The sequence below is a fragment of the Lysinibacillus sp. YS11 genome (assembly GCF_002896375.1).
Classification (GTDB): Bacteria; Bacillota; Bacilli; order Bacillales_A; family Planococcaceae; genus Lysinibacillus; species Lysinibacillus capsici.
In genome coordinates this window covers 66,270-92,001 of record NZ_CP026007.1, presented here as the reverse complement: position 1 = coordinate 92,001, position 25,732 = coordinate 66,270, and the positions used below count along the sequence as shown (strand labels likewise).

At 39.4% G+C, this 25,732-nt stretch carries 23 protein-coding genes, 1 tRNA gene, 3 rRNA genes, 1 other RNA gene and 1 pseudogene; 6 read left to right on the top strand and 23 right to left on the bottom strand.

What is annotated here, in order from left to right:
• Positions 1-82 precede the first annotated feature (82 nt).
• Positions 83-853, bottom strand: coding sequence for a TatD family hydrolase (locus tag LBYS11_RS00425; RefSeq protein WP_103117246.1), 771 nt, complete (start codon positions 851-853; stop codon positions 83-85).
• 253 nt (positions 854-1,106) lie between these two features.
• Entirely contained in the window at positions 1,107-3,098 is a 1,992-nt protein-coding gene (metG, locus tag LBYS11_RS00420; protein WP_369823948.1) for a methionine--tRNA ligase, read from the bottom strand.
• Between the two features lie 334 nt (positions 3,099-3,432).
• Between metG and LBYS11_RS00415 the strand changes: the two genes are divergently transcribed.
• Complete coding sequence (locus tag LBYS11_RS00415) at positions 3,433-3,711, top strand: transition state genes transcriptional regulator AbrB (RefSeq protein WP_004229214.1); 279 nt, start codon at positions 3,433-3,435, stop codon at positions 3,709-3,711.
• Between the two features lie 233 nt (positions 3,712-3,944).
• Here the strand turns inward: LBYS11_RS00415 and rsmI are convergent, their stop codons facing one another.
• The 20 genes and pseudogenes from rsmI to ffs all read right to left on the bottom strand — a co-directional run bounded on the left by rsmI (position 3,945) and on the right by ffs (position 21,107).
• On the bottom strand, positions 3,945-4,820 hold the full coding sequence (gene rsmI / locus LBYS11_RS00410; protein ID WP_103117244.1) for a 16S rRNA (cytidine(1402)-2'-O)-methyltransferase: 876 nt from the start codon (positions 4,818-4,820) through the stop codon (positions 3,945-3,947).
• Positions 4,817-5,080, bottom strand: coding sequence for a GIY-YIG nuclease family protein (locus LBYS11_RS00405; protein WP_004229219.1), 264 nt, complete (start codon positions 5,078-5,080; stop codon positions 4,817-4,819). Before LBYS11_RS00405 ends, rsmI begins: the two co-directional genes overlap by 4 nt.
• Entirely contained in the window at positions 5,064-5,813 is a 750-nt protein-coding gene (locus LBYS11_RS00400) for a tRNA1(Val) (adenine(37)-N6)-methyltransferase (protein WP_103117243.1), read from the bottom strand. Before LBYS11_RS00400 ends, LBYS11_RS00405 begins: the two co-directional genes overlap by 17 nt.
• A 63-nt stretch (positions 5,814-5,876) precedes the next feature.
• Positions 5,877-6,233: a DNA replication initiation control protein YabA gene (gene yabA, locus LBYS11_RS00395; RefSeq protein ID WP_004229222.1), complete on the bottom strand. Its 357-nt coding sequence runs from the start codon at positions 6,231-6,233 to the stop codon at positions 5,877-5,879.
• A 27-nt stretch (positions 6,234-6,260) separates the two neighbouring features.
• Entirely contained in the window at positions 6,261-7,076 is an 816-nt protein-coding gene (locus LBYS11_RS00390) for a PSP1 domain-containing protein (protein ID WP_048395431.1), read from the bottom strand.
• Complete coding sequence (holB, locus tag LBYS11_RS00385) at positions 7,069-8,073, bottom strand: DNA polymerase III subunit delta' (protein ID WP_054548598.1); 1,005 nt, start codon at positions 8,071-8,073, stop codon at positions 7,069-7,071. Before holB ends, LBYS11_RS00390 begins: the two co-directional genes overlap by 8 nt.
• A gap of 143 nt (positions 8,074-8,216) precedes the next feature.
• Complete coding sequence (locus LBYS11_RS00380) at positions 8,217-8,657, bottom strand: YaaR family protein (RefSeq protein ID WP_004229228.1); 441 nt, start codon at positions 8,655-8,657, stop codon at positions 8,217-8,219.
• 109 nt (positions 8,658-8,766) lie between these two features.
• Positions 8,767-9,096 carry a cyclic-di-AMP receptor gene (locus tag LBYS11_RS00375; RefSeq protein WP_004229230.1) on the bottom strand — a complete coding sequence of 110 codons (330 nt, stop codon included), beginning with the start codon at positions 9,094-9,096 and terminating at the stop codon, positions 8,767-8,769.
• Between the two features lie 279 nt (positions 9,097-9,375).
• Positions 9,376-10,004, bottom strand: a pseudogene (gene tmk / locus LBYS11_RS00370) (dTMP kinase).
• Positions 10,005-10,021: 17 nt separating this feature from the next.
• Positions 10,022-11,455, bottom strand: a complete 1,434-nt coding sequence (locus LBYS11_RS00365) for an aminotransferase class I/II-fold pyridoxal phosphate-dependent enzyme (RefSeq protein ID WP_048395426.1) — start codon at positions 11,453-11,455, stop codon at positions 10,022-10,024.
• A gap of 269 nt (positions 11,456-11,724) precedes the next feature.
• A complete protein-coding gene (locus LBYS11_RS00360) occupies positions 11,725-12,162 on the bottom strand; it encodes an SRPBCC family protein (protein ID WP_054548601.1) in 438 nt (145 codons plus the stop codon).
• A 103-nt stretch (positions 12,163-12,265) separates the two neighbouring features.
• Positions 12,266-12,381: ribosomal RNA gene (rrf, locus tag LBYS11_RS00355) — 5S ribosomal RNA — on the bottom strand.
• Positions 12,382-12,451: 70 nt separating this feature from the next.
• Positions 12,452-15,378 (bottom strand): 23S ribosomal RNA (locus tag LBYS11_RS00350).
• A gap of 182 nt (positions 15,379-15,560) precedes the next feature.
• Positions 15,561-17,112: ribosomal RNA gene (locus tag LBYS11_RS00345) — 16S ribosomal RNA — on the bottom strand.
• Together the 16S, 23S and 5S rRNA genes form the textbook arrangement of a ribosomal RNA operon.
• A 281-nt stretch (positions 17,113-17,393) precedes the next feature.
• A complete protein-coding gene (locus tag LBYS11_RS00340; protein ID WP_048391019.1) occupies positions 17,394-17,666 on the bottom strand; it encodes a pro-sigmaK processing inhibitor BofA family protein in 273 nt (90 codons plus the stop codon).
• Positions 17,667-17,741: 75 nt separating this feature from the next.
• Entirely contained in the window at positions 17,742-17,906 is a 165-nt protein-coding gene (locus LBYS11_RS00335; RefSeq protein WP_016992633.1) for a DUF2508 family protein, read from the bottom strand.
• 63 nt (positions 17,907-17,969) lie between these two features.
• Positions 17,970-18,566 (bottom strand): recombination mediator RecR, encoded by a 597-nt coding sequence (gene recR / locus LBYS11_RS00330; RefSeq protein ID WP_048391017.1) that lies wholly within the window; start codon positions 18,564-18,566, stop codon positions 17,970-17,972.
• Positions 18,567-18,577: 11 nt separating this feature from the next.
• Positions 18,578-18,892, bottom strand: coding sequence for a YbaB/EbfC family nucleoid-associated protein (locus LBYS11_RS00325; RefSeq protein WP_004233957.1), 315 nt, complete (start codon positions 18,890-18,892; stop codon positions 18,578-18,580).
• A 21-nt stretch (positions 18,893-18,913) separates the two neighbouring features.
• Positions 18,914-20,698 carry a DNA polymerase III subunit gamma/tau gene (gene dnaX, locus LBYS11_RS00320; RefSeq protein WP_103117241.1) on the bottom strand — a complete coding sequence of 595 codons (1,785 nt, stop codon included), beginning with the start codon at positions 20,696-20,698 and terminating at the stop codon, positions 18,914-18,916.
• A 141-nt stretch (positions 20,699-20,839) separates the two neighbouring features.
• Positions 20,840-21,107, bottom strand: an RNA gene (gene ffs, locus LBYS11_RS00315) — signal recognition particle sRNA large type.
• Positions 21,108-21,275: 168 nt separating this feature from the next.
• On the opposite strand from ffs, the gene LBYS11_RS00310 reads away from it, so the two are divergent.
• From LBYS11_RS00310 to LBYS11_RS00295, 5 genes are all read left to right on the top strand, one after another.
• Positions 21,276-21,368: transfer RNA gene (locus LBYS11_RS00310), tRNA-Ser, on the top strand.
• A gap of 127 nt (positions 21,369-21,495) precedes the next feature.
• Entirely contained in the window at positions 21,496-22,056 is a 561-nt protein-coding gene (locus LBYS11_RS23360) for a hypothetical protein (protein ID WP_233732278.1), read from the top strand.
• The gene (locus LBYS11_RS23355) at positions 22,050-22,754 is read left to right on the top strand and encodes an ATP-binding protein (RefSeq protein ID WP_233732275.1); all 705 of its coding nucleotides are present in this window, start codon (positions 22,050-22,052) and stop codon (positions 22,752-22,754) included. The genes LBYS11_RS23360 and LBYS11_RS23355 overlap by 7 nt, the downstream gene beginning before the upstream one ends.
• A complete protein-coding gene (locus LBYS11_RS00300; protein WP_048391012.1) occupies positions 22,755-23,633 on the top strand; it encodes a response regulator in 879 nt (292 codons plus the stop codon).
• A gap of 92 nt (positions 23,634-23,725) precedes the next feature.
• Positions 23,726-25,000, top strand: a complete 1,275-nt coding sequence (locus LBYS11_RS00295) for a cation:dicarboxylate symporter family transporter (protein WP_016995246.1) — start codon at positions 23,726-23,728, stop codon at positions 24,998-25,000.
• Positions 25,001-25,045: 45 nt separating this feature from the next.
• Here the strand turns inward: LBYS11_RS00295 and LBYS11_RS00290 are convergent, their stop codons facing one another.
• Positions 25,046-25,666 carry an RraA family protein gene (locus LBYS11_RS00290; protein ID WP_048391009.1) on the bottom strand — a complete coding sequence of 207 codons (621 nt, stop codon included), beginning with the start codon at positions 25,664-25,666 and terminating at the stop codon, positions 25,046-25,048.
• Positions 25,667-25,732: the final 66 nt, after the last annotated feature.

Below are 25,732 nucleotides of genomic sequence, written 5' to 3'. Positions count from 1 at the left end.
GTCAACCCGAAAGTATTTCTCTGAAAATTGACTTCTTGTTTTTTGCCAACCACAAACCCTGTATTGGAGGCATCTAAGCTAGTTAATTGTCAATCCCAAAAAAATTTTTCGCATTGGTTGTAGTTGCTTGTGCAATTTCCTCAATTGTCAACCCTTTCAAACGTGCGATTTCCTCAGCAACTAAAGGCACGAAAGCGGGTTCATTGCGCTTACCTCGATGTGGATGTGGAGCTAAATAAGGAGCGTCTGTTTCAATCATCAAGTGTTCAAGAGCTATTTCTGTAGCTACTTCCTTTGGTAGACGTGCATTTTTAAATGTCACTGGTCCCCCAAGACTAATCATAAAATTCATTGCTATACATTCACACGCTGTTTCTACACTTCCACTAAAGCAGTGCATAACACCCCCTACGGATGCAGCATTTTCTTCACGTAAAATTTGTACAACATCACCTGTTGCATCCCTATTATGAATAACGATTGGTAAATTGATCTTTTGAGCTAATTGAATTTGCTTGCGAAAAAGTTCCTGTTGAACGTCTTTTGGAGACTTATCCCAATAGTAGTCCAATCCCGTTTCACCAATGCCAACTATTTTTGGATGTGAAGCTAATTGCTCAATCCACTCTAAATCTTGTTGAGTACAATCAATAGCGTCTACTGGATGCCAGCCAATGACACCGTAAACAAAATCATATTGCTCTATTAATTGCATTGTTCTCTCAATGGTTTTACGGTCGAAACCAATAACTACCATTCGTTCTACTTTAGCTTCAAGAGCTCTATCAATCACTTCTTGAAGATCTTCCTCATACTGATCTGCGTTTAAATGTACGTGTGTATCTATAAACATCTTCATTCTCCTAACATTGATTTTATTAAAATTTATTATTTCATATTTTTCGTGATCATTACAATTTCATTACAAACTATTCGACATTGTGACATTCCACTTAATCGACATTACCACAAGTAGTTCTTCGGGCCCATAAAACCAAGTTTTTCACGCATCATAAATTATATCAAAATAATTTAATCCCGATTTCTCTAACAGATTTGAAAAGCCTGCTGAATAATTCATATTCAGCAGGCCTTCCTTAAGTTCATTACTTTACTTTTGCACCATTTTCAAGTTTAGGATCAACTGATGCTAATTTTAAAATTCCATCTTTCTCACCAGCTAAAATCATTCCTTGTGATATTTCACCACGTAATTTTACTGGTTTTAAATTTGCTACGACAATCACTTTTTGACCTATTAAATCATCTGGTGTATAGAATTTCGCAATACCTGAAACTACTTGACGTTGCTCATATCCTAGATCAACTTGTAGCTTTAATAATTTATCTGCTTTCGGAACAGTTTCACATGCAGTCACAGTAGCTACACGCAAATCAACTTTCATAAAATCATCAATAGTAATTTCAGGAATTTCTGGATTTTCTTCAGTTTTTTCTACCTTTTTAATTTCTTCATCCTGTGGTGTTTTCACAGACCCACGCATTTCCTCACGAATATAAGTAATCTCAACCTCATTTTCTAAGCGTGGGAAAATCGGTATCCCTTTTTCTACCACTTTAATGTTTGCTGGAATAGTATTGCCGAATGTTGCAATTGTATCCCATGCTAAGAATTTGTCATCTAATCCTAACTGATCGATCATACGTTTAGGAGTTGTTGTCATAAATGGTTGCAACATGACAGCGATTTGGTGTAAGCTTTCTGCCAAATTTCGCATAACTGCACCTAATTTTGGCTTGTCTGACTCTTCCTTTGCTAACACCCATGGTTGTGTCTCATCTATATACTTATTTGTGCGTGAAACAAGCGTCCATAAGTCAGCAAGAACGACACTAAATTGCATTTTTTCCATACTTTCTTCATATTTAATACGTACCGACTCAGCTTGCTCTTTTAAAGCTGCATCAAATTCTGTCGGTTGAAGATTTTCTGTCGGAATAATACCATCAAAATATTTATTAATCATTGAAATTGTACGATTTAATAAGTTCCCTAAATCATTAGCCAGATCAAAGTTTGTACGTTCAATAAATGATTCTGGTGAAAATACCCCATCAGAGCCAAATGGTAATTCTCGTAATAGGAAATAACGTGTGGCATCTAGACCATAACGCTCGATTAACATTTCAGGATAAATTACATTGCCTTTTGATTTAGACATTTTACCGTCTTTCATCATAATAAAACCATGAGCAAATACCTTTTTCGGTAATGGCAAATCTAATGCCATTAAGAAGATTGGCCAATAAATCGTGTGGAAACGAACAATATCCTTGCCAACTACATGTACATCTGCTGGCCAATATTTATTGAATAATGATTCATCTTCTGATAGATAACCTAAGGCTGTAATATAATTCGTTAATGCATCAACCCATACATAAATAACATGCTTTGGATCTCCTGGTACTTTAATTCCCCAGTCGAAGGATGTTCTTGATACCGATAAATCCTCTAGCCCTGGTTTAATGAAGTTGTTAATCATTTCATTTTTCCGTGATTCTGGCTCAATGAATTCAAGGTTTTCTTCATAATAAGCTAATAAACGATCTGCATATTTCTTCATATTAAAGAAGTACGATTCTTCTTTAACCTTATGCACCGGACGACCACAATCTGGACAGTTCCCGTCAACTAGTTGAGTCTCAGTAAAGAATGATTCACACGGTGTACAGTACCAACCTTCATATTCACCTTTATAGATATCACCATTATCTAAAAACTTTTGGAAAATCTTTTCGACAGCTTTCGTATGTCGATCCTGCGTTGTTTGAATAAAGTCATCATAAGAAATATCCATTAAACCCCAAAGTTTTTTCGCAGCATCGGCAATTTCATTTACATAATCTTGAGGATGTTTACCCGCTTCTGCTGCTTTTTCTTGAATTTTTTGGCCATGTTCGTCCATTCCTGTTAAAAAGCGTACATCATAACCTTTTAAACGTTTATAGCGTGCAATAGTATCAGATGCTACTGTTGTATATGCCGTACCAATATGAAATTTCCCACTTGGATAGTAAATGGGTGTTGTTATATAGAATGTTTTTTGTTGTTCACTCACAAGAACTGCCTCCATTGTTTTACAATATACTTTCTATTCTAACGAAGTACGAAATTCGTTTCAATGAAAGTTTATTAAACGCGAAAAATGTCGAATAATATATTTAATCCATTAAATGACTTAAATAAGAACCTTTTTTACTATTAACAAAAATATTTATTAAAAACCTTTTAAAAAAATTAAAATACCTGCATTCTTCTCAAAAATTTTTTTTAAAAACCATAATATTAGTGCATTAATTAATTGACGTTTATGGCATTACTTGGTATGATAACTATCAGACAAAGAATTAATGTCGAAATTTGACGAAATACCAATATAACTTTTATAAATTAGGAGGAAATCTATTATGAAATCAACAGGGATTGTTCGTAAAGTCGATGAGTTAGGTCGTGTAGTAATTCCTATCGAGTTACGCCGTACGCTAGGTATTGCTGAAAAGGACGCTTTAGAAATCTATGTGGATGATGATAAAATCATCTTAAAAAAATATATGCCTAATATGACATGTGCTGTTACTGGTGAAGTTTCAGATGATAACTTCCGTCTAGTTGGAGGCAAATTAATTTTAAGTCCAGAAGGCGCAGAAATGTTAGTTAAAGAAATTCAATCTAACTTAAAAAAATAATTAGTTTCTCACCTAAATCAAAACAGTGATTTAGGTGTTTCTGTTTATTAATATAACCAATTTCTTAACCCCTTATAATGTCCATGTCAGACCTTTCTATTTAAGGTTACTATTATTTACAATTATTATCAATTTAAAATTGTGTCTCAAAATTATTACTTTTCAACTTTTAAGTTTCGAGTCATTAACTAAATAAAAATAAAGAGCTACCCTAATAAGGTAACTCTTTACTATTATTCACTATGATATTCATTATAAACATCTCGCTTTGCCACTTGCCTTAACTTAGCTACTTCTTTAATGGCTTCTTTTGAAGATACATTCGATTCATTGATAATGAAATCAACATGTTCAACAATGGACATGTTTTGCCAATAGGCTTCTTCACGATCTTCCTCTTCTACACAGCTATTACCTTCAAGAACAATACAGAACTCTCCTCGTATTTCTTCAGTTTGTGACCATACTACAGCTTCAGACAAAGTACCTCGTAAAAACTCTTCAAACTTCTTTGTCAGCTCTCGAGCTAAAACAATACGACGTTCTCCGAGTATAGCTTCCATATCTTTTAATGTATCCTTTAAGCGATGTGGTGCCTCATATAGTAAAATCGTTTCTTGGCGTTTTTTTAATTGTTCTAATTGCTGGCGACGTTCCTTTTTTCCGCGATTCAAAAATCCATAAAAGAAAAATGGTTGTGGCGATAACCCAGATGCAATTAATGCTGAAATTGCTGCATTAGGCCCTGGCACTGGTACAACAGAAAAGTTTTGGGCAATTGCTTTTTCCACTATATCTGCACCTGGATCAGAAATACAAGGTAAACCTGCATCACTTACTAATGCTATTGTTTTTCCTTCTTGTAGTAATGTTAATAATTTTTCTCCACCTACGGCTATATTATGCTCATGGTAGCTGATTAGTGGTGTGTCAATCTCAAAGTAGTTACACAGCTTTTTGGTGTTTCTAGTATCTTCTGCAGCGATAATATCTGCTTCTTTTAAAATGCGAAGTGCACGCACACTCATATCCTCTAAATTACCAATAGGTGTTCCTACCAGATATAAACAACCTGTCTGATCGTGTATTGTACTTTTTTGTGATTTCACGATTCACCCCTCCTTATATAATTAATTTTCTGTGTTCTTGTTAATTGCTTAAAGGCATATTCAGCACGCATTGCTTCTTGCTTTGTCTCGAATATTTCTTTGTAAATACATTTCACTGGACCTCTAGCTCTTGTATATTTTGCTCCTTTACCAGCGTTATGTACAGCAACACGTTTTTCTATATTATTTGTATACCCTGCATAAAGAGTTTGATCAGCACACTCTAACACATAAAAGTAGTGATTATTGCTCTTTTCCATAAAGAATTTCTCTCACTTCTGTCGTGTATTCATTATTGGCATCATAAACATACAACGGCGGCAGAATTTTTAAATCAGGCTTTCCATCTTTTATTCCTTCTATTAATAATGTATTAGCCTCTTTCCCTTCCTTCGGATAAATGAGCTGCATCCGTTTGGGCTCTAAGCGATTTGCTCGCATAGCTGTCACAATATCTAATAATCGCCCAGGTCGGTGAACAAATGCGGCCTTGCCCCCTTGCTTTAATAATTTACTTGCGGATTGAATCGCTTCTTCCAATGTTAAATACAATTCATGGCGTGCAATGGCATGATGCTCACTAAGATTTTTATCACTCGCTTCATGTGCTAAAAAATAGGGTGGATTACAGGTAACCACATCATACTTTTCAATGCCAAGTTGTTTGGGTATTTCTTTAACATCTCCAAGAATCATTTGAATTTGCTGTTCTAGCTGATTGTAACGGATACTTCTCTCTGCCATCTCAAATAAACGTGGCTGAATTTCTACGCCTGTTATCTGTCCCTTTGTACGTGCACTTAAAAAAAGTGGAATCACACCATTTCCTGAGCATAAATCAACGATTTTTCCCTTATGATAAGGCATACTGACAAATTTCGAAAGCAATACTGCATCTAATGAGAACGAAAAGACAGAGGGACTTTGAATAATACGTAAATTCTCAGCCAACAAATAATCTAACCGCTCGTCACCTTTTAGCCATTTTTCCATGCTTACTCCTCCTACGCTACAAAACAAAAGACTGACACCACCGTAGCGGGAATCAGCCTTTTATTACACATTTTGTTTATTTAAAAATGATAGACAGAACAGACAATCCTCACCCTTACGTGAACTTCCAAAATGAACATGGCAAACATGGAAGCCCTCTTGGTAGAGGCGAGCTAAGTTATCATATCCCTCACCAATATCTAGCGGACTCTCTTTCTTTACTTCAGCAGCTTGTACGGAGTTTGTATTAGAAAGTAGTTCTTCTAGACGTGTACGTAGGTGATGATTTTCTGTTTCAAGCGCCTTATGCTCTTCCATCATTAACGCTACAAATTGTTTCAATGCACCAAATTGCTCCTGCATTGCTTCGAGCTGTTGTTCGAACTCCATAACGGTATCTAAGAAATTACGGTCCTTCACCCAAGCCACCTCGTTAAATTCTCTATCTTAAATAAGATTTTTTTCGCATGCTAGCAGTTCTTCTAGTGTATACTCAACTGTGCGTTCCTGCTCATGTAAATATACTTGAATAAGTCTTTCCAGCACATTTAGCCCTACTACTTTCCCACGGCCATCTGGTGTCATTGTTATCTCACCAACATCTGGCATGCCCTCTTTTGCTTCTTCATATTCATCATTTTCATACTTTAAGCAACACATTAAACGTCCACAAAGGCCAGATATTTTTGAAGGATTTAATGATAGGTTTTGATCTTTAGCCATTTTAATCGAAACGGGCTCAAAATCACCCAAAAATGTGGAACAACAAAGCATTCTACCACATGGACCGATACCACCTAAAAGCTTGGCTTCATCACGCACACCAATTTGACGAAGTTCAATACGTGTTCTAAAAACCGAGGCTAAATCTTTTACTAGATCCCTAAAATCAACTCGTCCTTCAGCTGTAAAGTAAAAAATAATTTTATTACGATCAAATGTATATTCAACATCTACAAGTTTCATTTCTAAATTATGCTCTATAATTTTAGTACTAGCGAGCTCAAATGCACGCTTTGATTCCGCTGCATTTTCCTCTACTTGTATACGATCACGATCATCTGCTGGTCTAAGTACTTGTTTTAGTGGTAATACAACATCATTATCACCCACAACTTTTTGAGGGACAACTACTTTTCCATACTCTACACCGCGGGCTGTCTCTACAATAACATATTGACTATCCTCTAGTAGAAATGATGCCGGATCAAAATAATATATTTTACCCGCCTTTTTAAAGCGGACTCCTACTACATTATACAAATGTATATCCCTCCTGCAGATTTAGCATTAACTGCTCCATCAATAACGTCCTATTCATGTTACGCTGTAAAGAGGCGCGTGCTTGTAAAATAGATTCCATCTGATTTGATAATCTTTCATAAGTGGAATATAACGCAACTTCTTTAAATAGTGGTAACATGTCTGGATAAGTACAAGCTGCCTCGGGATTAGCTTTTATTGACACTATATCACGGTAAGCAAATAGTAGTAAATCCAATGCTTGCTCCATCTCGCTTTTTTCTTTAAAGTGAGGCAACCACTCTTCATGCACAATAAGCAATGCTTCATGTACATTTTGCCGAATGGCCTCTACTAATTTTAACACTGTTTTTCGAGCGAGTGCAAACTGCTCATCATTTGCTAAAAAAATCGCTGTTTCGAGCTCATTTGTCATCATGCTTACTGTTGAGGCCATTGAATATGAAATATTATTTTCCTGTAAATGCTTCAACAAAACATGACGTGGCATTTTTTGAAATTTGATATGTTGACAACGAGAACGGATAGTTGGAAGAATTGACTGCATTTGCTCAGTTAGTAATATGGCAGTTACTTCTCCTTCTGGCTCCTCTAAAAATTTAAGTATCATATTTGCAGAGGCTGTATTAAGACGGTCTGCATGATGAAGCACATAAATCTTACGTCCTTCTTCTACACCCACCATTTTCATTTCTCCGATGAGTTCTCGCATCTGATCAATTTTTATGAATTGACCATCTGGATAAATTTGATGAATATTTGGATGATTTCCCGAATCTACACGTTTGCAATTTCGACATGTTTCACATGGAACATTTCCACTTGGTTGCTCACATAACATTAATTTGACAAAAAAGTGCATAATATCTGCCTTGCCTGTCCCTTTTTCGCCATCAAAAATATATGCATGTGCTAATCTATTCTTGTCAAATATTGTTTGAAGCTGCTTCATTACGACTGGTTGCAGTGTGAGTAGCTCTTCAACATTCTTGGCCATACATTTAAATTCCTTCCTGTCTCTACAACAAAAGGTGATACTTTCTTGCACTCTTGTAAAGATTACAGTTGATTACTTTATGGCGAGTAGCCACATCAACATTTGAAAAAAGCCCGCGCCTAAATGAGAACGAGACACGGGTTTTACATATATAAATTAATTAGTAAGCCTTTAATTTCACCGATTTTATCAAGAAGATCTATTGCTTCTTTTTCTTCGTCTAAGAGATCCTGTGCAAGCTCGACAAGACGTGTATCAATGGTTTCAATGATTTTCAGACGTCTTCCTTCACCAAAACGATTCCAGGTATGTGATTGTTTTAACTCCATACCATGTTCTACTGTCTCTTGTAGAAATCGTTTAACAAGCATTTTAAACCTAGCAAGTTCTCGTAAATTACGTGATCTAGCTACTCGGTCCCCTGCAGTAGATATATCTCCTAACAAACGCGTGAGTTGTTCTGTTTGCAGCTTATTACCTTGCTTGACGACCATATCTCCAAATCGGTTATTTTGATTATTATTTTGTAGTGGCTCTTTGCGATTTGTATTTAACCCGACACGTATATCTTGATTAATCTTCAAGCTGGTTTCGCCCCCACAATTTTCATCTATTTCTCCTACGCATAATCGATTTTAAATAAAATGTTTAATAGTAACAAATAATCAATGATTTAGCTTCGGAGGCTACTTTTTAAAAATGATGGAATTGTTCAATCGGTAAAACAAATACGGTAGCTCCTCCCACCTCTACCTCCACAGGGTAAGGTATATAGGAATCAGCATTTCCTCCTAACGGAGAAACGGGTGCAACCATTTGCTCTCTTGCCCGACAATTATCCCGAATAATATCTAAAAGTTTGGGTATGAGAGAGTCTTCAGTTCCTATAAGAAATGTCGTATTTCCTGAACGTAAAAATCCTCCTGTGCTCGCTAATTTAGTTGCGCGAAACTGATTTTTCGTTAAAGCATTTGATAAGCGGCTGCTATCCTGATCTTGCACTACAGCTACGACTAACTTCATTCGCACTCACCCCTTTTATAAAATTCGCCTAGATAGATTTCAATTCTATTCTTAATCTTAGTTCATCTGTTGAACTAGAGGAACATCATCATGTTGATACAAAAACTCTATAAGAAAGTTTTAAAAGAGACATCTACAAGGTTCCCTATAAACACATAATGTATCTTACACGAAGGTGTGTCTGACCTAATAGGTACTTCGACAAATGTTGCCCTCCTAGTGAAAATAAATTAATGGATAGTATCATTATATCACATTGTTGTAGACAACTTCATGCATTTACTGCATTGCTTCCAATAATAATAACCATACATCTTCCACAACATTTTCAATATCTTGATCTGCATTGACTACACGTATTCGCTCTGGGTACTGCTCTACTAATTGTAAATATCCTTCACGTACCTTCTGATGAAACGGCAAGCTTTCAACATCTAAGCGGTTTACTTCCCGATTGCCAGTTGCATGAATACGCGCTAAGCCAACCTCTGGAGCAAGATCAAATAGTATGGTCACGTCAGGTAATTTCTTCCCAATAGCAAATTCATTAATAGAAAGCACCTCATTGACACCTATACCTCTTGCATATCCTTGATAAGCTAAAGAGGAATCGATAAAACGGTCACATATCACTAACTTCCCTGCATCTAAGGCAGGACGTACTTTCTCAAAATAATGCTGGCTTCTTGCTGCAGCATATAACAATGCTTCTGTTCGTTCATCCATAGCAGTATGTGCAGGATTCAAAATAATCGTTCTTATTTTTTCTGCAATCTCAATTCCACCTGGTTCTCTTGTTGCTAGAACTTCAATATTATTTTTTTTAATCGCTCTGCTATCATTTGAATGACCGTTGTTTTTCCTGCTCCCTCTGGTCCTTCAAATGTAATAAATAAATTGCTATTCATGCTGTTATTGCCTCCAACTATTTAATAACCTGAATCATTTTTTCTGCTAAACGATGATTCCCCTGGAATGTTGCACCTGCTGCTAGTAGCTCTTCCAATTGACTTAACTTAGCTACTGTTATTCTTTCTCCTGGTACTAATAATGGTATACCAGGTGGATAAGGAATGATCATATTCGCTGAAATTCGCCCCATTGTACGCATATATGGTAACCATTCTTTCTTTAATGATGCAACCTCATTAAAGGTATATATAGGCTCAGTAATCGGTACAAAATGATAGGCTGTTTGAGAAGCCGTTATGCTATCTGTTTTAGCTGTGTTTAATAGCGTTGTTATGGCCTCTTTTATACGAACCCTGATTTCAGCAAATGGGTAGGTATGTCCCTGCTTCAGCAAAGGTAACACAAATAAAACCTGATTGGCATCTGCAAGTTCCCCATATACATGCTTTGCCTCTAATGCCTCCTGTAATTGAAAGCCACTATAACCATTAACACGTAGCAATACTTTAAGTGGATCATCTACTTCAATTACTTCTAATGATCCAATTGCTCGTAATGCATCTACCCATTGATTCTTTTTTTCTATTATATATGCCCCATCACTCTCCATATATGTCTGTACATAATAGCGAGCATCATCTAATGATGCTAATAATAAGTAAGATGGACTACTAGATTGTAACATGCGTAAGTAATGATGTATTTTGTCAGCCTCTATCAATTCCGACTTAACATGCATAAAAGAGGCCATCGTCATAGCAGGTAAAGTTTTATGAGCTGATTGAACAACAACGTCTGCACCAAGTGTCAATGCGGATGGCTGAAATAGCGTACATGCATTAAAATGAGCGCCATGTGCTTCATCCACCAATACAGGTATTCCCTTCTCATGACAATAAGCAATTTGTTGCTGTATTTCATTCGAAGTCATCCCATAATAAGTAGGATATGTTAAAACTACTGCTTTCGCCTCTGAATAATTTTCTACGGCTTCTTTTAAATCTCTATAAGTTACATGTGTCGCCGACATTGTCCGTTCATCCCATAGCGGCGACACAAAAATTGGCTTAGCCCCAACAAGTTCAATAGCATGGAAAATTGATTTATGTGCATTACGCTGAACTATAATGGTATCGTCTTTGTTACAAGTAGCATAAATCATTGCTAAATTTCCAACAGTAGACCCTCCTACCAAAAAGAAACTCTTCGTTGCTCCATATGTATCTGCCAATAAATTCTCGGCTTCTAATATCATTTCCTCAGGGTAATGTAGATCATCTAATCCTGATAACTCAGTTACATCATAACGCATTACATCCTTAAATGCTTGTGGAAGGTGGGACAGTTCACCATGCTTATGACCTGGGACATGAAAAGAAATATTTTGTTGCTGTCGAAAACGTTCTAACCCTTCTATAATTGGTTTTTTCTTATGCAAAACAAACACCCATTTTCGTTAGATTCTCCTTTAATTATACGAAATTATAAGGAGAGAAAAAAGCTATCCCTCCGCATGGTAATCCACTTTTTATTTAGTAACAAACCTTTTCATCAAAGTTAATCACAGCTTGATGTCATTATCGTTGACGCCTCACTCAAAAAAAGAGTCATCTATACCTAAACCATCATTTTTGTAGCAGTAGGAATTGCTAATTAAAATAAAACCGATTATTGCTGTTATCTGTAATAATCGGTTCACCACTTATTTTCATATAACTAGTCTTGTAATGCTTGAATGGCCATTGCTTCCACTAATTGCTCAATCAGCCGAGGTACAAAATTATCTAATACTGGATTCATCATTCCTGCTAAAAATCCACTTGCTTTCATTGTTAAATTACCAGTCAGTTGTGGTGATTCATTTTGATTTTGTATGATTTCAAAAGAACCATTACCATTTATAGGATCAGATAAACCCTCTAATTCAAACTGTATTTGATGAGCATCTGATTTGTTTACTTTAAGTTTTACTTTAACAGCTTTCTGAATTATACCAAAGTCTCCTTGGAAGACCCAGATCATATCGTCTTCATTTAGTAATTCATGATGTAAGTAACCTGGTATTAAAACAGCCCATTGTTCTTTATTATGAATAAAACCCTCTAATTTATTTTTCTGTACATTGATTACCTTACTATATTGTCCTGTTGCCATTCCATTGCACCCCTTTGAATATTTTGATCATTCTATTAAACTTTAACATTTTCTAGATTTCAAAACATACAAAAAACCACTGATTTCTCAGTGGTTACTTTTTGCCTAGCGACGTCCTACTCTCACAGGGGGAAGCCCCCAACTACCATCGGCGCTAAAGAGCTTAACTTCCGTGTTCGGTATGGGAACGGGTGTGACCTCTTTGCCATCATCACTAGACTTTGTATTTAATTGAAAGATTTATTCTTTCAAAACTGGATAAACGGTGCATTGAATGTTTCAAACTTTTTTGGTTAAGTCCTCGATCGATTAGTATTCGTCAGCTCCATGTGTCACCACACTTCCACCTCGAACCTATCTACCTCATCGTCTTTGAGGGATCTTACTTACTTGCGTAATGGGAAATCTCATCTTGAGGGGGCTTCATGCTTAGATGCTTTCAGCACTTATCCCGTCCACACATAGCTACCCAGCGATGCCTTTGGCAAGACAACTGGTACACCAGCGGTGTGTCCATCCCGGTCCTCTCGTACTAAGGACAGCTCCTCTCAAATTTCCTACGCCCACGACGGATAGGGACCGAACTGTCTCACGACGTTCTGAACCCAGCTCGCGTACCGCTTTAATGGGCGAACAGCCCAACCCTTGGGACCGACTACAGCCCCAGGATGCGATGAGCCGACATCGAGGTGCCAAACCTCCCCGTCGATGTGGACTCTTGGGGGAGATAAGCCTGTTATCCCCGGGGTAGCTTTTATCCGTTGAGCGATGGCCCTTCCATGCGGAACCACCGGATCACTAAGCCCGTCTTTCGACCCTGCTCGACTTGTAGGTCTCGCAGTCAAGCTCCCTTGTGCCTTTACACTCTACGAATGATTTCCAACCATTCTGAGGGAACCTTTGGGCGCCTCCGTTACCTTTTAGGAGGCGACCGCCCCAGTCAAACTGTCCGCCTGACACTGTCTCCTGCCCCGCTAAGGGGCATGGGTTAGAATTTCAATACAACCAGGGTAGTATCCCACCGACGCCTCCTTCGAAGCTGGCGCTCCGAGATCTCTGGCTCCTACCTATCCTGTACAAGTTGTACCAAAATTCAATATCAGGCTACAGTAAAGCTCCACGGGGTCTTTCCGTCCTGTCGCGGGTAACCTGCATCTTCACAGGTACTATAATTTCACCGAGTCTCTCGTTGAGACAGTGCCCAGATCGTTACGCCTTTCGTGCGGGTCGGAACTTACCCGACAAGGAATTTCGCTACCTTAGGACCGTTATAGTTACGGCCGCCGTTTACTGGGGCTTCAATTCGCAGCTTCGCTTGCGCTAACCACTCCTCTTAACCTTCCAGCACCGGGCAGGCGTCAGCCCCTATACGTCACCTTACGGTTTTGCAGAGACCTGTGTTTTTGCTAAACAGTCGCCTGGGCCTATTCACTGCGGCTCTCATGCGCTTGCACGCTCAAGAGCACCCCTTCTCCCGAAGTTACGGGGTCATTTTGCCGAGTTCCTTAACGAGAGTTCTCTCGCACACCTTAGGATTCTCTCCTCGACTACCTGTGTCGGTTTGCGGTACGGGCACCTCTCACCTCGATAGAGGCTTTTCTTGGCAGTGTGAAATCAGGAACTTCGTCCATACGGACTCGCCATCACAGCTCAACGTTACAGTGTGCGGATTTGCCTACACACACGCCTTACTGCTTGGACGCGCACAACCAACGGCGCGCTTACCCTATCCTACTGCGTCCCCCCATTTCTCAAACGGTGAGGAGGTGGTACAGGAATATCAACCTGTTGTCCATCGCCTACGCCTATCGGCCTCGGCTTAGGTCCCGACTAACCCTGAGCGGACGAGCCTTCCTCAGGAAACCTTAGTCATACGGTGGACGGGATTCTCACCCGTCTTTCGCTACTCATACCGGCATTCTCACTTCTAAGCGCTCCACCAGTCCTTCCGATCTGACTTCAACGCACTTAGAACGCTCTCCTACCACTGACATCGTAGATGTCAATCCACAGCTTCGGTGAATCGTTTAGCCCCGATACATTTTCGGCGCAGCGTCACTCGACCAGTGAGCTATTACGCACTCTTTAAATGATGGCTGCTTCTAAGCCAACATCCTGGTTGTCTGTGCAACGCCACATCCTTTTCCACTTAACGATTACTTTGGGACCTTAGCTGGTGGTCTGGGCTGTTTCCCTTTTGACTACGGATCTTATCACTCGCAGTCTGACTCCCGTGTATAAATATCTGGCATTCGGAGTTTGTCTGAATTCGGTAAACCGGGATGGCCCCCTAGTCCAAACAGTGCTCTACCTCCAGTATTCTCATCACGAGGCTAGCCCTAAAGCTATTTCGGAGAGAACCAGCTATCTCCAAGTTCGATTGGAATTTCTCCGCTACCCACACCTCATCCCCGCACTTTTCAACGTGCGTGGGTTCGGGCCTCCAGTAAGTGTTACCTCACCTTCACCCTGGACATGGGTAGATCACCTGGTTTCGGGTCTACGACCACGTACTATTTCGCCCTATTCAGACTCGCTTTCGCTGCGGCTCCGCCTTCTAAAGCTTAACCTCGCACGTAATCGTAACTCGCCGGTTCATTCTACAAAAGGCACGCTATCACCCATTAACGGGCTCTAACTACTTGTAGGCACACGGTTTCAGGATCTCTTTCACTCCCCTTCCGGGGTGCTTTTCACCTTTCCCTCACGGTACTGGTTCACTATCGGTCACTAGGTAGTATTTAGCCTTGGGAGATGGTCCTCCCGGATTCCGACGGAATTTCACGTGTTCCGCCGTACTCAGGATCCACTCAGGAGAGAACGAACTTTCGACTACAGGGCTTTTACCTGCTCTGGCGGACCTTTCCAAGTCGCTTCATCTAACTCGCTCTTTTGTAACTCCGTATAGAGTGTCCTACAACCCCAAGAGGCAAGCCTCTTGGTTTGGGCTCTTCCCGTTTCGCTCGCCGCTACTCAGGGAATCGATTTTTCTTTCTCTTCCTCCAGGTACTTAGATGTTTCAGTTCCCTGGGTCTGCCTTCAAGACGCTATGTATTCACGTCAAGATACTACGCGATTAAACGTAGTGGGTTCCCCCATTCGGAAATCTCCGGATCAAAGCTCACTTACAGCTCCCCGAAGCATATCGGTGTTAGTGCCGTCCTTCTTCGGCTCCTAGTGCCAAGGCATTCGCCGTGCGCCCTTAATAACTTAACCAAGTTATTAAGCCTATAAAAAACTTAAAAAAATAAATGTGTTTGTTACAATTTCAATGTCGTTTTATCCAGTTTTCAAAGAACAAGTTTTGAAGTGTTTCATTCAAATAGAATGAACCTTCAAAACTGAACGCAAAACGTAATCTTACAAACCTAAGGTTTGTATTCCGAAATAATCCTTAGAAAGGAGGTGATCCAGCCGCACCTTCCGATACGGCTACCTTGTTACGACTTCACCCCAATCATCTATCCCACCTTCGGCGGCTGGCTCCAAAAGGTTACCTCACCGACTTCGGGTGTTACAAACTCTCGTGGTGTGACGGGCGGTGTGTACAAGGCCCGGGAACGTATTCACCGCGGCATGCTGATCCGCGATTACTAGCGATTCCGGCTTCATGTAGGCGAGTTGCAGCCTACAATCCGAACTGAGAACGACTTTATCGGATTAGCTCCCTCTCGCGAGTTGGCAACCGTTTGTATCGTCCATTGTAGCACGTGTGTAGCCCAGGTCATAAGGGGCATGATGATTTGACGTCATCCCCACCTTCCTCCGGTTTGTCACCGGCAGTCACCTTAGAGTGCCCAACTAAATGATGGCAACTAAGATCAAGGGTTGCGCTCGTTGCGGGACTTAACCCAACATCTCACGACACGAGCTGACGACAACCATGCACCACCTGTCACCGTTGCCCCCGAAGGGGAAACTATATCTCTACAGTGGTCAACGGGATGTCAAGACCTGGTAAGGTTCTTCGCGTTGCTTCGAATTAAACCACATGCTCCACCGCTTGTGCGGGCCCCCGTCAATTCCTTTGAGTTTCAGTCTTGCGACCGTACTCCCCAGGCGGAGTGCTTAATGCGTTAGCTGCAGCACTAAGGGGCGGAAACCCCCTAACACTTAGCACTCATCGTTTACGGCGTGGACTACCAGGGTATCTAATCCTGTTTGCTCCCCACGCTTTCGCGCCTCAGCGTCAGTTACAGACCAGAAAGTCGCCTTCGCCACTGGTGTTCCTCCAAATCTCTACGCATTTCACCGCTACACTTGGAATTCCACTTTCCTCTTCTGCACTCAAGTCCCCCAGTTTCCAATGACCCTCCACGGTTGAGCCGTGGGCTTTCACATCAGACTTAAAGGACCGCCTGCGCGCGCTTTACGCCCAATAATTCCGGACAACGCTTGCCACCTACGTATTACCGCGGCTGCTGGCACGTAGTTAGCCGTGGCTTTCTAATAAGGTACCGTCAAGGTACAGCCAGTTACTACTGTACTTGTTCTTCCCTTACAACAGAGTTTTACGATCCGAAAACCTTCTTCACTCACGCGGCGTTGCTCCATCAGGCTTTCGCCCATTGTGGAAGATTCCCTACTGCTGCCTCCCGTAGGAGTCTGGGCCGTGTCTCAGTCCCAGTGTGGCCGATCACCCTCTCAGGTCGGCTACGCATCGTCGCCTTGGTGAGCCGTTACCTCACCAACTAGCTAATGCGCCGCGGGCCCATCCTATAGCGACAGCCGAAACCGTCTTTCAGTCTTTCACCATGAAGTAAAAGAGATTATTCGGTATTAGCCCCGGTTTCCCGGAGTTATCCCAAACTATAGGGTAGGTTGCCCACGTGTTACTCACCCGTCCGCCGCTAACGTCAAAGGAGCAAGCTCCTTTTCTGTTCGCTCGACTTGCATGTATTAGGCACGCCGCCAGCGTTCGTCCTGAGCCAGGATCAAACTCTCCATAAAAGAAATTTGATTAGCTCAAATTGTTTTGCTGGCATCATGTTTGATGTCCAAAATTGTGTTTCGTTCACTAGCAAAACTAGCTACTTAAAACTTTATTGATTACGTTTTGCTTGTTCAGTTTTCAAGGTTCATATCGTTCACTACTGTTTCAGCAGCAACTCTTATATAATACCACGCGCCACAAACTGCGTCAACAATAATTTTAAAATTATTTTTCGTTTCAATCAGTTGTATTAGCGACTTTTATAACTATACCATAATCTTTTTATATTGCAAGCCTTTTATAAAATAAATATTAAAGCTGTTATTCCTAAGACACCAGGAATACCTAAAACAGCGATTGTTAAGACCGAAAACAGATTGATTGGCACATTATATCCTATATAACCAATACCTAAATGGATTACGAATAATAGTAGAAAAGCAAATGCAAATCTAAACCAGAACACCGATAATCCTTCTAAGATTTTACCCAATTTAGCATGTCTTATTATTACATAAAGAAAAAGAAGCCCGACAGGAATACAAATACTCATAATTACTAACCCAGACATATAGTTGCCCCCTCAATTAAATAATTATGAAAGTTTATGTTTCCTGTTTTGCTTCTATGAATATTTTACAGAGAACTATTTTATTAATACCTTACGAATTCTAGCTTCCTTAAACAAATAGAAATGAATACTTTCTGCTGTTTTGCGTTGAGCAATTACACCTAGGTCATAATCATCCATTAATTCTTCTATTATCTTTGCCTGTTGTAAATCCTCTTTTGTTTCTTTAATCAGATTCACAAGCTTATCGTCGAATTCTTTTTTAATTTCCCTTTACTACGGAAGAACATACTAATCCCTCACTCATAACTCGCGTCGGCCTTCCATTGCCTTAGATAGCGTAACCTCATCTGCATATTCTAGATCTCCACCTACTGGCAATCCATGAGCAATACGGGTTGTACGAATGCCAGACGGTTTGACAAGGCGAGAAATGTACATAGCGGTTGCCTCACCCTCGATTGTTGAATTTGTAGCTAAAATAAGTTCTTGGACACTTTCATCTTGCAAGCGCACTAGCAAAGAAGCAACATTAATGTCTTCTGGACCAATACCATCCATTGGTGAAATTGCTCCTTGAAGTACATGGTACATACCGTTGTAGTCACGCATTTTTTCCATTGCAATCACATCTTTTGTATCTTGTACAACACAAATAATAGAATGATCTCGTTGCTTATCTGTACATATGTGACATGGATCTACATCTGTTATATTGCCACAAACAGAACAGTAGCTTAGGTTTCGTTTAGCATCAATCAGTGCTTTAGAGAAAGATAATACATCATCTTCCTTCATTGTTAACACAAAAAACGCCAGACGAGCCGCAGTTTTCGGCCCGATACCTGGCAATTTCATAAAACTATCGATCAATTTAGATATTGGTTCTGGGTAGTACATATGAATACCTCCTAGAATGGAAGGTTTAAGCCTTGCGTGAATTTACCCATAGTTGAGTTTGTTTTTTCTTCTACTTTTTTCAACGCTTCATTTGTTGCAATAACAATTAGGTCTTGTAGCATTTCGATGTCTTCTGGGTCTACTACAGATTCATCCAGATTTACTGAAACTACTTCACGCTGACCAGAAACTGTTACTTTCACCATACCGCCGCCTGCAACACCTTCAAATTGCTCAGCATTTAAAGCTTCTTGTGCCTCCATCATTTCCTTTTGCATTTTTTGCATTTTTTTCATCATACCTTGCATATTTCCCATTCCACGCATAAATGTTTCCTCCTAAAAAATTTAATCTTCAATGATTTCAACAAAATCTTTACCAAAGAGCTTTTCAGCCTCTGTCACAAGTGGATCTTGTGAAGCAAGAGGTTGGGCATCATCGATAAATGGTTCTTCTGGCATTTCTGCCGGTGGTGGCTCTAATAATTCTTCTCCATGCTCTGATTCAGACTGTGATTTCTTTTGCTGCAGACCATGATCACGAATAAACTCTTCACGCATTTTTAACCATGATTCTTCTGGTATGCATAGCATCTCGTACATTGTACCAGTTTGCCCTGCAATTAATTGTGTAAAGTGAGCCTTTAAAGACTGGTTGTCGGCAACCATCTGACAATGAATATCATACTTGAATTTTAACACAAAAGCACTTGAAGATGCCGCAACAGGTTCGGCTTCTGCTAAAAGAGCAGATTGTGATTTTTGCATTTGACTTAAGGCCTGCGCCCAAATGGACTTAATGCGTTGCACATCTTGCTTTGTGGCATCTTTCAGCACTTCCTGAATACGACCTGTAGGTGCTTTATAACCATTCGGACTTTTAGCTCGGGGCCGTTGCTCTTTTTGTGCTGTCGGCGTTTGCATAGGAGTCCCCGTTTGCAGTTGTAAGGATAGTTGCTGAACCAGCTGTTCAAGAGCCACAATTTTTTGAGTGAGATCAGGGTTTTCTCCCATTTCATTTGTAGTCACCGTTTGATGGGCTACCCCTCCTGAAAACTGTACCATTTTAAGCAAAGCCGTCTCTAAATATATTTTGGTATGGTGAGAGAAACGCATCTCTTGCTGTGTCTTTGCCAGTATATCGATATACCCATAAAGCATATTTGGTGCAAATTCGTGTGCTAAAGTGAATACACGTTCCTCAGGAGATACAAGCTCTAAAAGTTCAGCTAAATCATCACTTGTTTGAAGTAATAATAAATCGCGGAAAAATGTAATTAAATCCTCTGAGAGCCGCAAAGGGTCCTTACCGTCAGCTATAAGTTGCTCTAAAAGGGCAAGCATTTGCGCAACATCTTTTACCTTGAGTGCCTCCGCTAGATCATAAAAAACATCCTGACTAATAGAACCTGTAACTAATAACGTATCCTCAAGTTTTAATTTTTCGCCACTAAAAGACACAACTTGGTCCAATAAGCTTAAAGCATCACGCATTCCCCCTGCGGCTGATTGTGCAATCACCTTTAAACCTTGTTCTTCATATGGCAAGTCAATATCTTCCAAAACAACCTTCATACGTTCAATAATATCATTAGTAGAAAGTCGTTTAAAATCAAAACGCTGACAACGAGAAATGATCGTAGCAGGCAATTTATGAGGCTCTGTAGTTGCTAAAATAAAAACAGCATGAGGAGGTGGTTCTTCCAACGTTTTTAAAAGAGCGTTAAAAGCGCTTGTAGAAAGCATATGCACTTCGTCTATGATGTACACCTTATATCTACTGCTTGCGGGAGCAAAACGAACCTTTTCTATGATATCCCTAATCTCTTCAACACGTGAATTTGAGGCTGCATCAAATTCAATTACATCTGGATGAGAACCATCTGTAATACTTATGCATGTAGCACATTCATTACAAGGCTCTTTCGATGGTGCATGTTCACAATTCAAGGCCTTCGCAAAGATTTTAGCAGTACTTGTTTTCCCTGTACCACGGGGCCCAGAAAACAAGTAAGCGTGTGTTGTTTTATTTGCTAGGAGAGCATTTTGTAGCGTTCTTTTGACATGTGTTTGACCAGACATTTCTCGAAAAGATTGCGGTCGATACACACGGTAAAATGCTTGATACGTCACTGATTTCCTCTCTCCTTCTCCATTTAATTGAATAGTTTTATTATAGCATTTGCAGCATTATATAGAAAATGAAGATGCTAAATTTAAAATAAAAAAGCATCCGCCTATAATAGACGGATGCTTTGAATTGGCAATTTAATGCCGTGCACCTTTCCTTGACAGCCGCACATAAGCGTTACTCTTGTCGTTAGCTCAGATTAGGCAACCCCGCGGCACATGAATAAGACCACTTAATGCTGCTTCCTTCCGGACCTGACATGGTTCATGGGTATCCATTGCGCAGGACCCAATCGTCAACACTACGTGCAAAAGGCAGACCAAACAATACGGACAGCCTCGAAAAAGGAATTCAGTCTCGCTAGAGCGGATTGCGAGTTACAGGACACCGCTACCTTCCCACCTAGCACGGCAATAACTAGTATACTGACTGTTTGTATAAAATGCAACTTAATGCACAAATTATTTATTTCTAAGTGACAATTTAAACATTATATATTTTTTCAAAAATTATCTTGACGTTCGTTTCTAGTTATGATAAATTTATTTTTGTCGATAAGACAGTAAAGCAATATAACATGGAGGTATACCCAAGTCTGGCTGAAGGGATCGGTCTTGAAAACCGACAGGCGGGTAACACCGCGCGGGGGTTCGAATCCCTCTACCTCCTCCAGTTTTAAATTTCCGACTACGAATGTAGCCGTTTTTTTTTTGCCCAAATTGTATGTATTACTTGTTAGATACCACTTCCGCCTCGGTTGTGGTATTTTTTATTATATCAATGATGGGAGGTTGTTGAATTGCAATCGAAATTACTTATGACGCGTGCTTCCCTTACTTGGATTTTCATTATTGCTGTTATGACCGCAATAGGTAGTGAAATTAAAATTATGCCTTTTGCTAATACAACTTTCCGTTTTGGTTTAGGAACCATTGTCTTCTTTTTATGCACATTAATTAAACCTACACCAATTATTTTAGCCGGTGTAGCTACCAGTATTGTGACAACTATTTTTCGGGTTATTAATTCGACATTACATGATGTTCCGATTGCCGAGAGTATATTTAACCATTTACCAGCTGGTTTATTTTATGTATTGTTTGCAGTATGCCTGCAAATTTTAGATATTCAACAATACAGAGAAAAACCACTAAAACTTGGTTTACTCGTTGCTTTTAGTGAGGTTATCAGTAATTTAGCTGAACAAATTTTCCGCTTTTTTGTCCAAACATATACTTTTTTATTTCTCCATGATCTCTTGATCCTATTAGCAGTGGCATTATTACGAAGCTTTTTTGTAGTAGGGATTTACAGCTCTATTTTGATAGCTGAACAAAAAAACGGGTACAAGAAATGCTGAATATTGGATCTGATCTCTATGTGGAGACACTATATTTAAAAAAATCAATGAATCATATTGAAACAATTACAGGTAGTGGTTATGAATTATATCGTCAGTTAAAGACGCTAGGTTTTCGAGCCGAAAGTTTACAAGCACTTCATATTGCCCAGGAAATCCATGAAGTGAAAAAGGATTCTCAACGGATATATGCTGGTATTTCAAAGATTGTCGGTGAAAAGAGCTTTGGCCCTTTTGTATTATCAGAATTATTGCATTATATTGAAGAAGGTAATAGGAAATATGCAGAATTACTCGGTAAGGAAATACAATTTAATACATGTATAGACTTCGATTTTCAAACGAAAGATCATATTGCACTCCTTGCTCTATTAAATAATTTATCAGCCAATGCTGTTGAGGCTATTGAAAAGCAAGGGATCATTTCTATTGCTATTGAGCGCCAAGAGGATAATACTGTAATAACCGTATGTGATAATGGACAAGGGATTTCACAAGCAGATATTTCTGTTATTTTTGAACCTGGATACACCACTAAATTCAATGTTGATGGTGTTGCAGCAACTGGCATTGGGCTTTCACATGTTGCTGAACTAGTAGAAAAATTAAAAGGCTCAATAACCGTTGAATCAAACAATCAATACACAACGTTTAAAATCATAATTCCTACGCAAACTATTCAAACGGGAGAGACTTAAATGAGGTATTTTATTGTAGATGATGATCGTGCAAGTCGTGTTATGTTAAAGCAAATTATTGAAGATAGCGGGTTAGGAACAGTTATTGGTGAGGCTCGCAATGGTGAGGATGCCATTCCACAAATTTTAATGACACAGCCAGAGTTTGTGCTTATTGATTTACTGATGCCTAAGCTTGATGGCATAGCAACTGTGGAACAACTTATGCAAAATCGTTTTGAGGGACAATTTATTATGATTTCACAGGTAGTGAATAAGGAAATGGTTGGCGAAGCATATGAGCAAGGAATTGATTTCTTCATTCATAAACCAATCAATCGTATTGAAGTCGAAAATGTTTTGAAAAAAACAACTGAACAATTTCGACTTAAAAATTCACTATTAGTGATACGTCAATCACTTACAAATATTGAGTTAAGTGAACAAAAGACTCATAAAGCTACATCACGAGACCATATTCAATCTATTTTGAATGATATGGGGATTGTCGGGGAAATTGGTAGTGAGGATATCATTGCCATTATAGAAACATTACTTGCTCACCAGCACAAGATTGCCCCCCTTCCTCCATTAAAAGAGCTTTATGAAGAAATTGCAGCTGTGACCAAGGCTACGCCAGATGAAATTTTAAAAGAGAGTAAAGCCATCGAGCAGCGTGTGCGTCGTACAATATTAGCTGCCATGATTAATCTCGCTAATTTAGGGGTTGTTGATTACACAAACTCAGAATTCGAGTACTATGCCCCTCGCTACTTTGATTTTAAAGAAATTCGTCAGCTCATGACACAGATTGAAGATCACGATAATCGTAAAGCAAAGGTAAATATTAAGAAGTTTATTCAAGTGTTATATTCAGACATTTTAACAAAAGTAAATTAATTTTCTCGGATTTTGTCGGATTCCATAAGTCCTCCGTATTATTAAAGTAAGGCGTGTCCTAAAAATTTAATATTAGGGGAGGTACAAAGGATTTGAAAAAGAAATTTAAAGTCAGTTTAGCCGCTCAGATTTTAATCGGTTTGATTTTAGGGATCATTGTTGGTGGTATCTTTTACGGAAATCCCAAAATTGAGACATATCTACAACCATTAGGGGATATATTTTTACATCTTATTAAGATGATTGTTGTACCGATTATTATTTCGACATTAATCGTTGGTGTTGCTGGTACTGGAGATATGAAGCAACTTGGACGATTAGGCGGGAAATCTATAATTTACTTTGAGATTATTACTACAGTTGCAATCGTAGTTGGATTACTTTCCGCAAACATTTTCCAACCTGGTGCAGGTCTTAACATGAATGAATTATCTCAAGGGGATATTTCGAAGTATGTATCAACAACTGAGGAAGTTCAGCATGAGGGACCATTTGATATCATTGTAGGCATTGTCCCAACAAATATTATTCAGTCAATGGCTGAAGGTAATATGCTAGCAATTATCTTCTTCTCAGTTATTTTCGGTTTAGGGGTTGCTGCAGTAGGAGATCGAGGGAAACCAGTCTTAGACTTCTTCCAAGGGGTAGCAGATGCTATGTTCTGGGTAACAAACCTCGTAATGAAATTCGCGCCACTAGGGGTATTTGGTTTAATTGGAGTAACCGTTTCCAAATATGGGTTTGCTTCACTGGTTCCGCTTGCCAAATTAGCAATTCTTGTTTATGCAACAATGCTATTCTTTATCTTTGTCGTTCTTGGACTTGTGGCAAAATTCGCAGGAATCAGCATCTTCTATTTAATTAAAGTATTAAAAGATGAGCTAATTTTAGCCTTCTCAACAGCAAGTTCTGAAGCTGTGTTACCACGTATTATGATGAAAATGGAGAAATTAGGGGCGCCAAAGGATATTGTATCTTTTGTTATACCTACCGGTTACTCCTTTAATTTAGATGGGTCAACACTATATCAAGCCATTGCAGCATTATTTATTGCACAAATGTACGGTATTCACTTAAGCATTGGTGAACAAATTACGTTAATGCTTGTATTAATGGTTACATCAAAAGGTATTGCAGGTGTACCAGGCGTATCATTCGTAGTACTTCTAGCAACTTTAGGTACTGTAGGTATTCCACTTGAGGGACTAGCCTTCATTGCTGGTATTGACCGTATTCTTGATATGGGACGTACAGTTGTTAACGTAATTGGTAACTCATTAGCGTCATTAGTAATGGCTAAATGGGAAGGCCGTTTCGATCGAGAAAAGATGAAAAATTACTTTAATGATAATGAAAATCTAGCGTAATTTAAAAAAATCCTCACGATGTTGGATGGCATCGTGAGGGTTTTTTTATTTTGCTAACACTTTATCTAAATAAGCGATAATTGATTCTTTTCCATTGGCATGTGCTTCTTGAGCGCGTTTTTCATCTTTTTCAAGCTTAGCCTCTGCCGCTACAGCAATTTTTTCAGCATCTTGCTGTGGCACAACAATTACACCATCCACATCCCCAATAATATAATCACCAGGATGAACCGTAACTCCTCCAATGGCGATCGGTACATTTACTTGACCACCGCCGTTTTTATTGCCTGCTGCTACAGTAGTGCCCAACGAAAATACAGGGAAATTTAATTCGCGAATTGCTGCAATATCACGGATTACACCATCCACAACAAAACCTTGTACACCTATCCCTTTTGCTAAGGAGATCACAAAATCTCCAGCAACAGCTCGGTTTGTATTTCCTTTTGCATCAATTACTAAAATATCCCCTTCATTTGCAGCCCTAATCGCTTCCAAAACTGCCCCATTTTCACCATCTGGTAAACGTACAGTTACAGCTCGCCCAGCAACTTTAAAATGGTCTGCTAACGGCTTAATATCACTTCGCACATTGGTATGCCCGCCAGTTGCATCTGAAATAGCTGTTGTTGGTAAATGCTGAAAGCTTACTTCCACTTTTGTCATACATAACACCCCTATTATGATTAATGACTTACACTAGTATTGTAAATAAAAAATATATCCTATTTC

What these genes read in the sequence shown, in the direction of transcription:
- LBYS11_RS00425 (WP_103117246.1), bottom strand. Translation starts at nt 853, where the DNA reads ATGTTTATAGATACACACGTACATTTAAACGCAGATCAGTATGAGGAA.
- metG (WP_369823948.1), bottom strand. Translation starts at nt 3,098, where the DNA reads ATGGAGGCAGTTCTTGTGAGTGAACAACAAAAAACATTCTATATAACA.
- LBYS11_RS00415 (WP_004229214.1), top strand. Translation starts at nt 3,433, where the DNA reads ATGAAATCAACAGGGATTGTTCGTAAAGTCGATGAGTTAGGTCGTGTA.
- LBYS11_RS00405 (WP_004229219.1), bottom strand. Translation starts at nt 5,080, where the DNA reads ATGGAAAAGAGCAATAATCACTACTTTTATGTGTTAGAGTGTGCTGAT.
- LBYS11_RS00400 (WP_103117243.1), bottom strand. Translation starts at nt 5,813, where the DNA reads ATGGAAAAATGGCTAAAAGGTGACGAGCGGTTAGATTATTTGTTGGCT.
- holB (WP_054548598.1), bottom strand. Translation starts at nt 8,073, where the DNA reads ATGGCCAAGAATGTTGAAGAGCTACTCACACTGCAACCAGTCGTAATG.
- LBYS11_RS00375 (WP_004229230.1), bottom strand. Translation starts at nt 9,096, where the DNA reads ATGAAGTTAGTCGTAGCTGTAGTGCAAGATCAGGATAGCAGCCGCTTA.
- LBYS11_RS00360 (WP_054548601.1), bottom strand. Translation starts at nt 12,162, where the DNA reads ATGGCAACAGGACAATATAGTAAGGTAATCAATGTACAGAAAAATAAA.
- LBYS11_RS00340 (WP_048391019.1), bottom strand. Translation starts at nt 17,666, where the DNA reads ATGTCTGGGTTAGTAATTATGAGTATTTGTATTCCTGTCGGGCTTCTT.
- recR (WP_048391017.1), bottom strand. Translation starts at nt 18,566, where the DNA reads ATGTACTACCCAGAACCAATATCTAAATTGATCGATAGTTTTATGAAA.
- LBYS11_RS00325 (WP_004233957.1), bottom strand. Translation starts at nt 18,892, where the DNA reads ATGCGTGGAATGGGAAATATGCAAGGTATGATGAAAAAAATGCAAAAA.
- LBYS11_RS23355 (WP_233732275.1), top strand. Translation starts at nt 22,050, where the DNA reads ATGCTGAATATTGGATCTGATCTCTATGTGGAGACACTATATTTAAAA.
- LBYS11_RS00300 (WP_048391012.1), top strand. Translation starts at nt 22,755, where the DNA reads ATGAGGTATTTTATTGTAGATGATGATCGTGCAAGTCGTGTTATGTTA.
- LBYS11_RS00290 (WP_048391009.1), bottom strand. Translation starts at nt 25,666, where the DNA reads ATGACAAAAGTGGAAGTAAGCTTTCAGCATTTACCAACAACAGCTATT.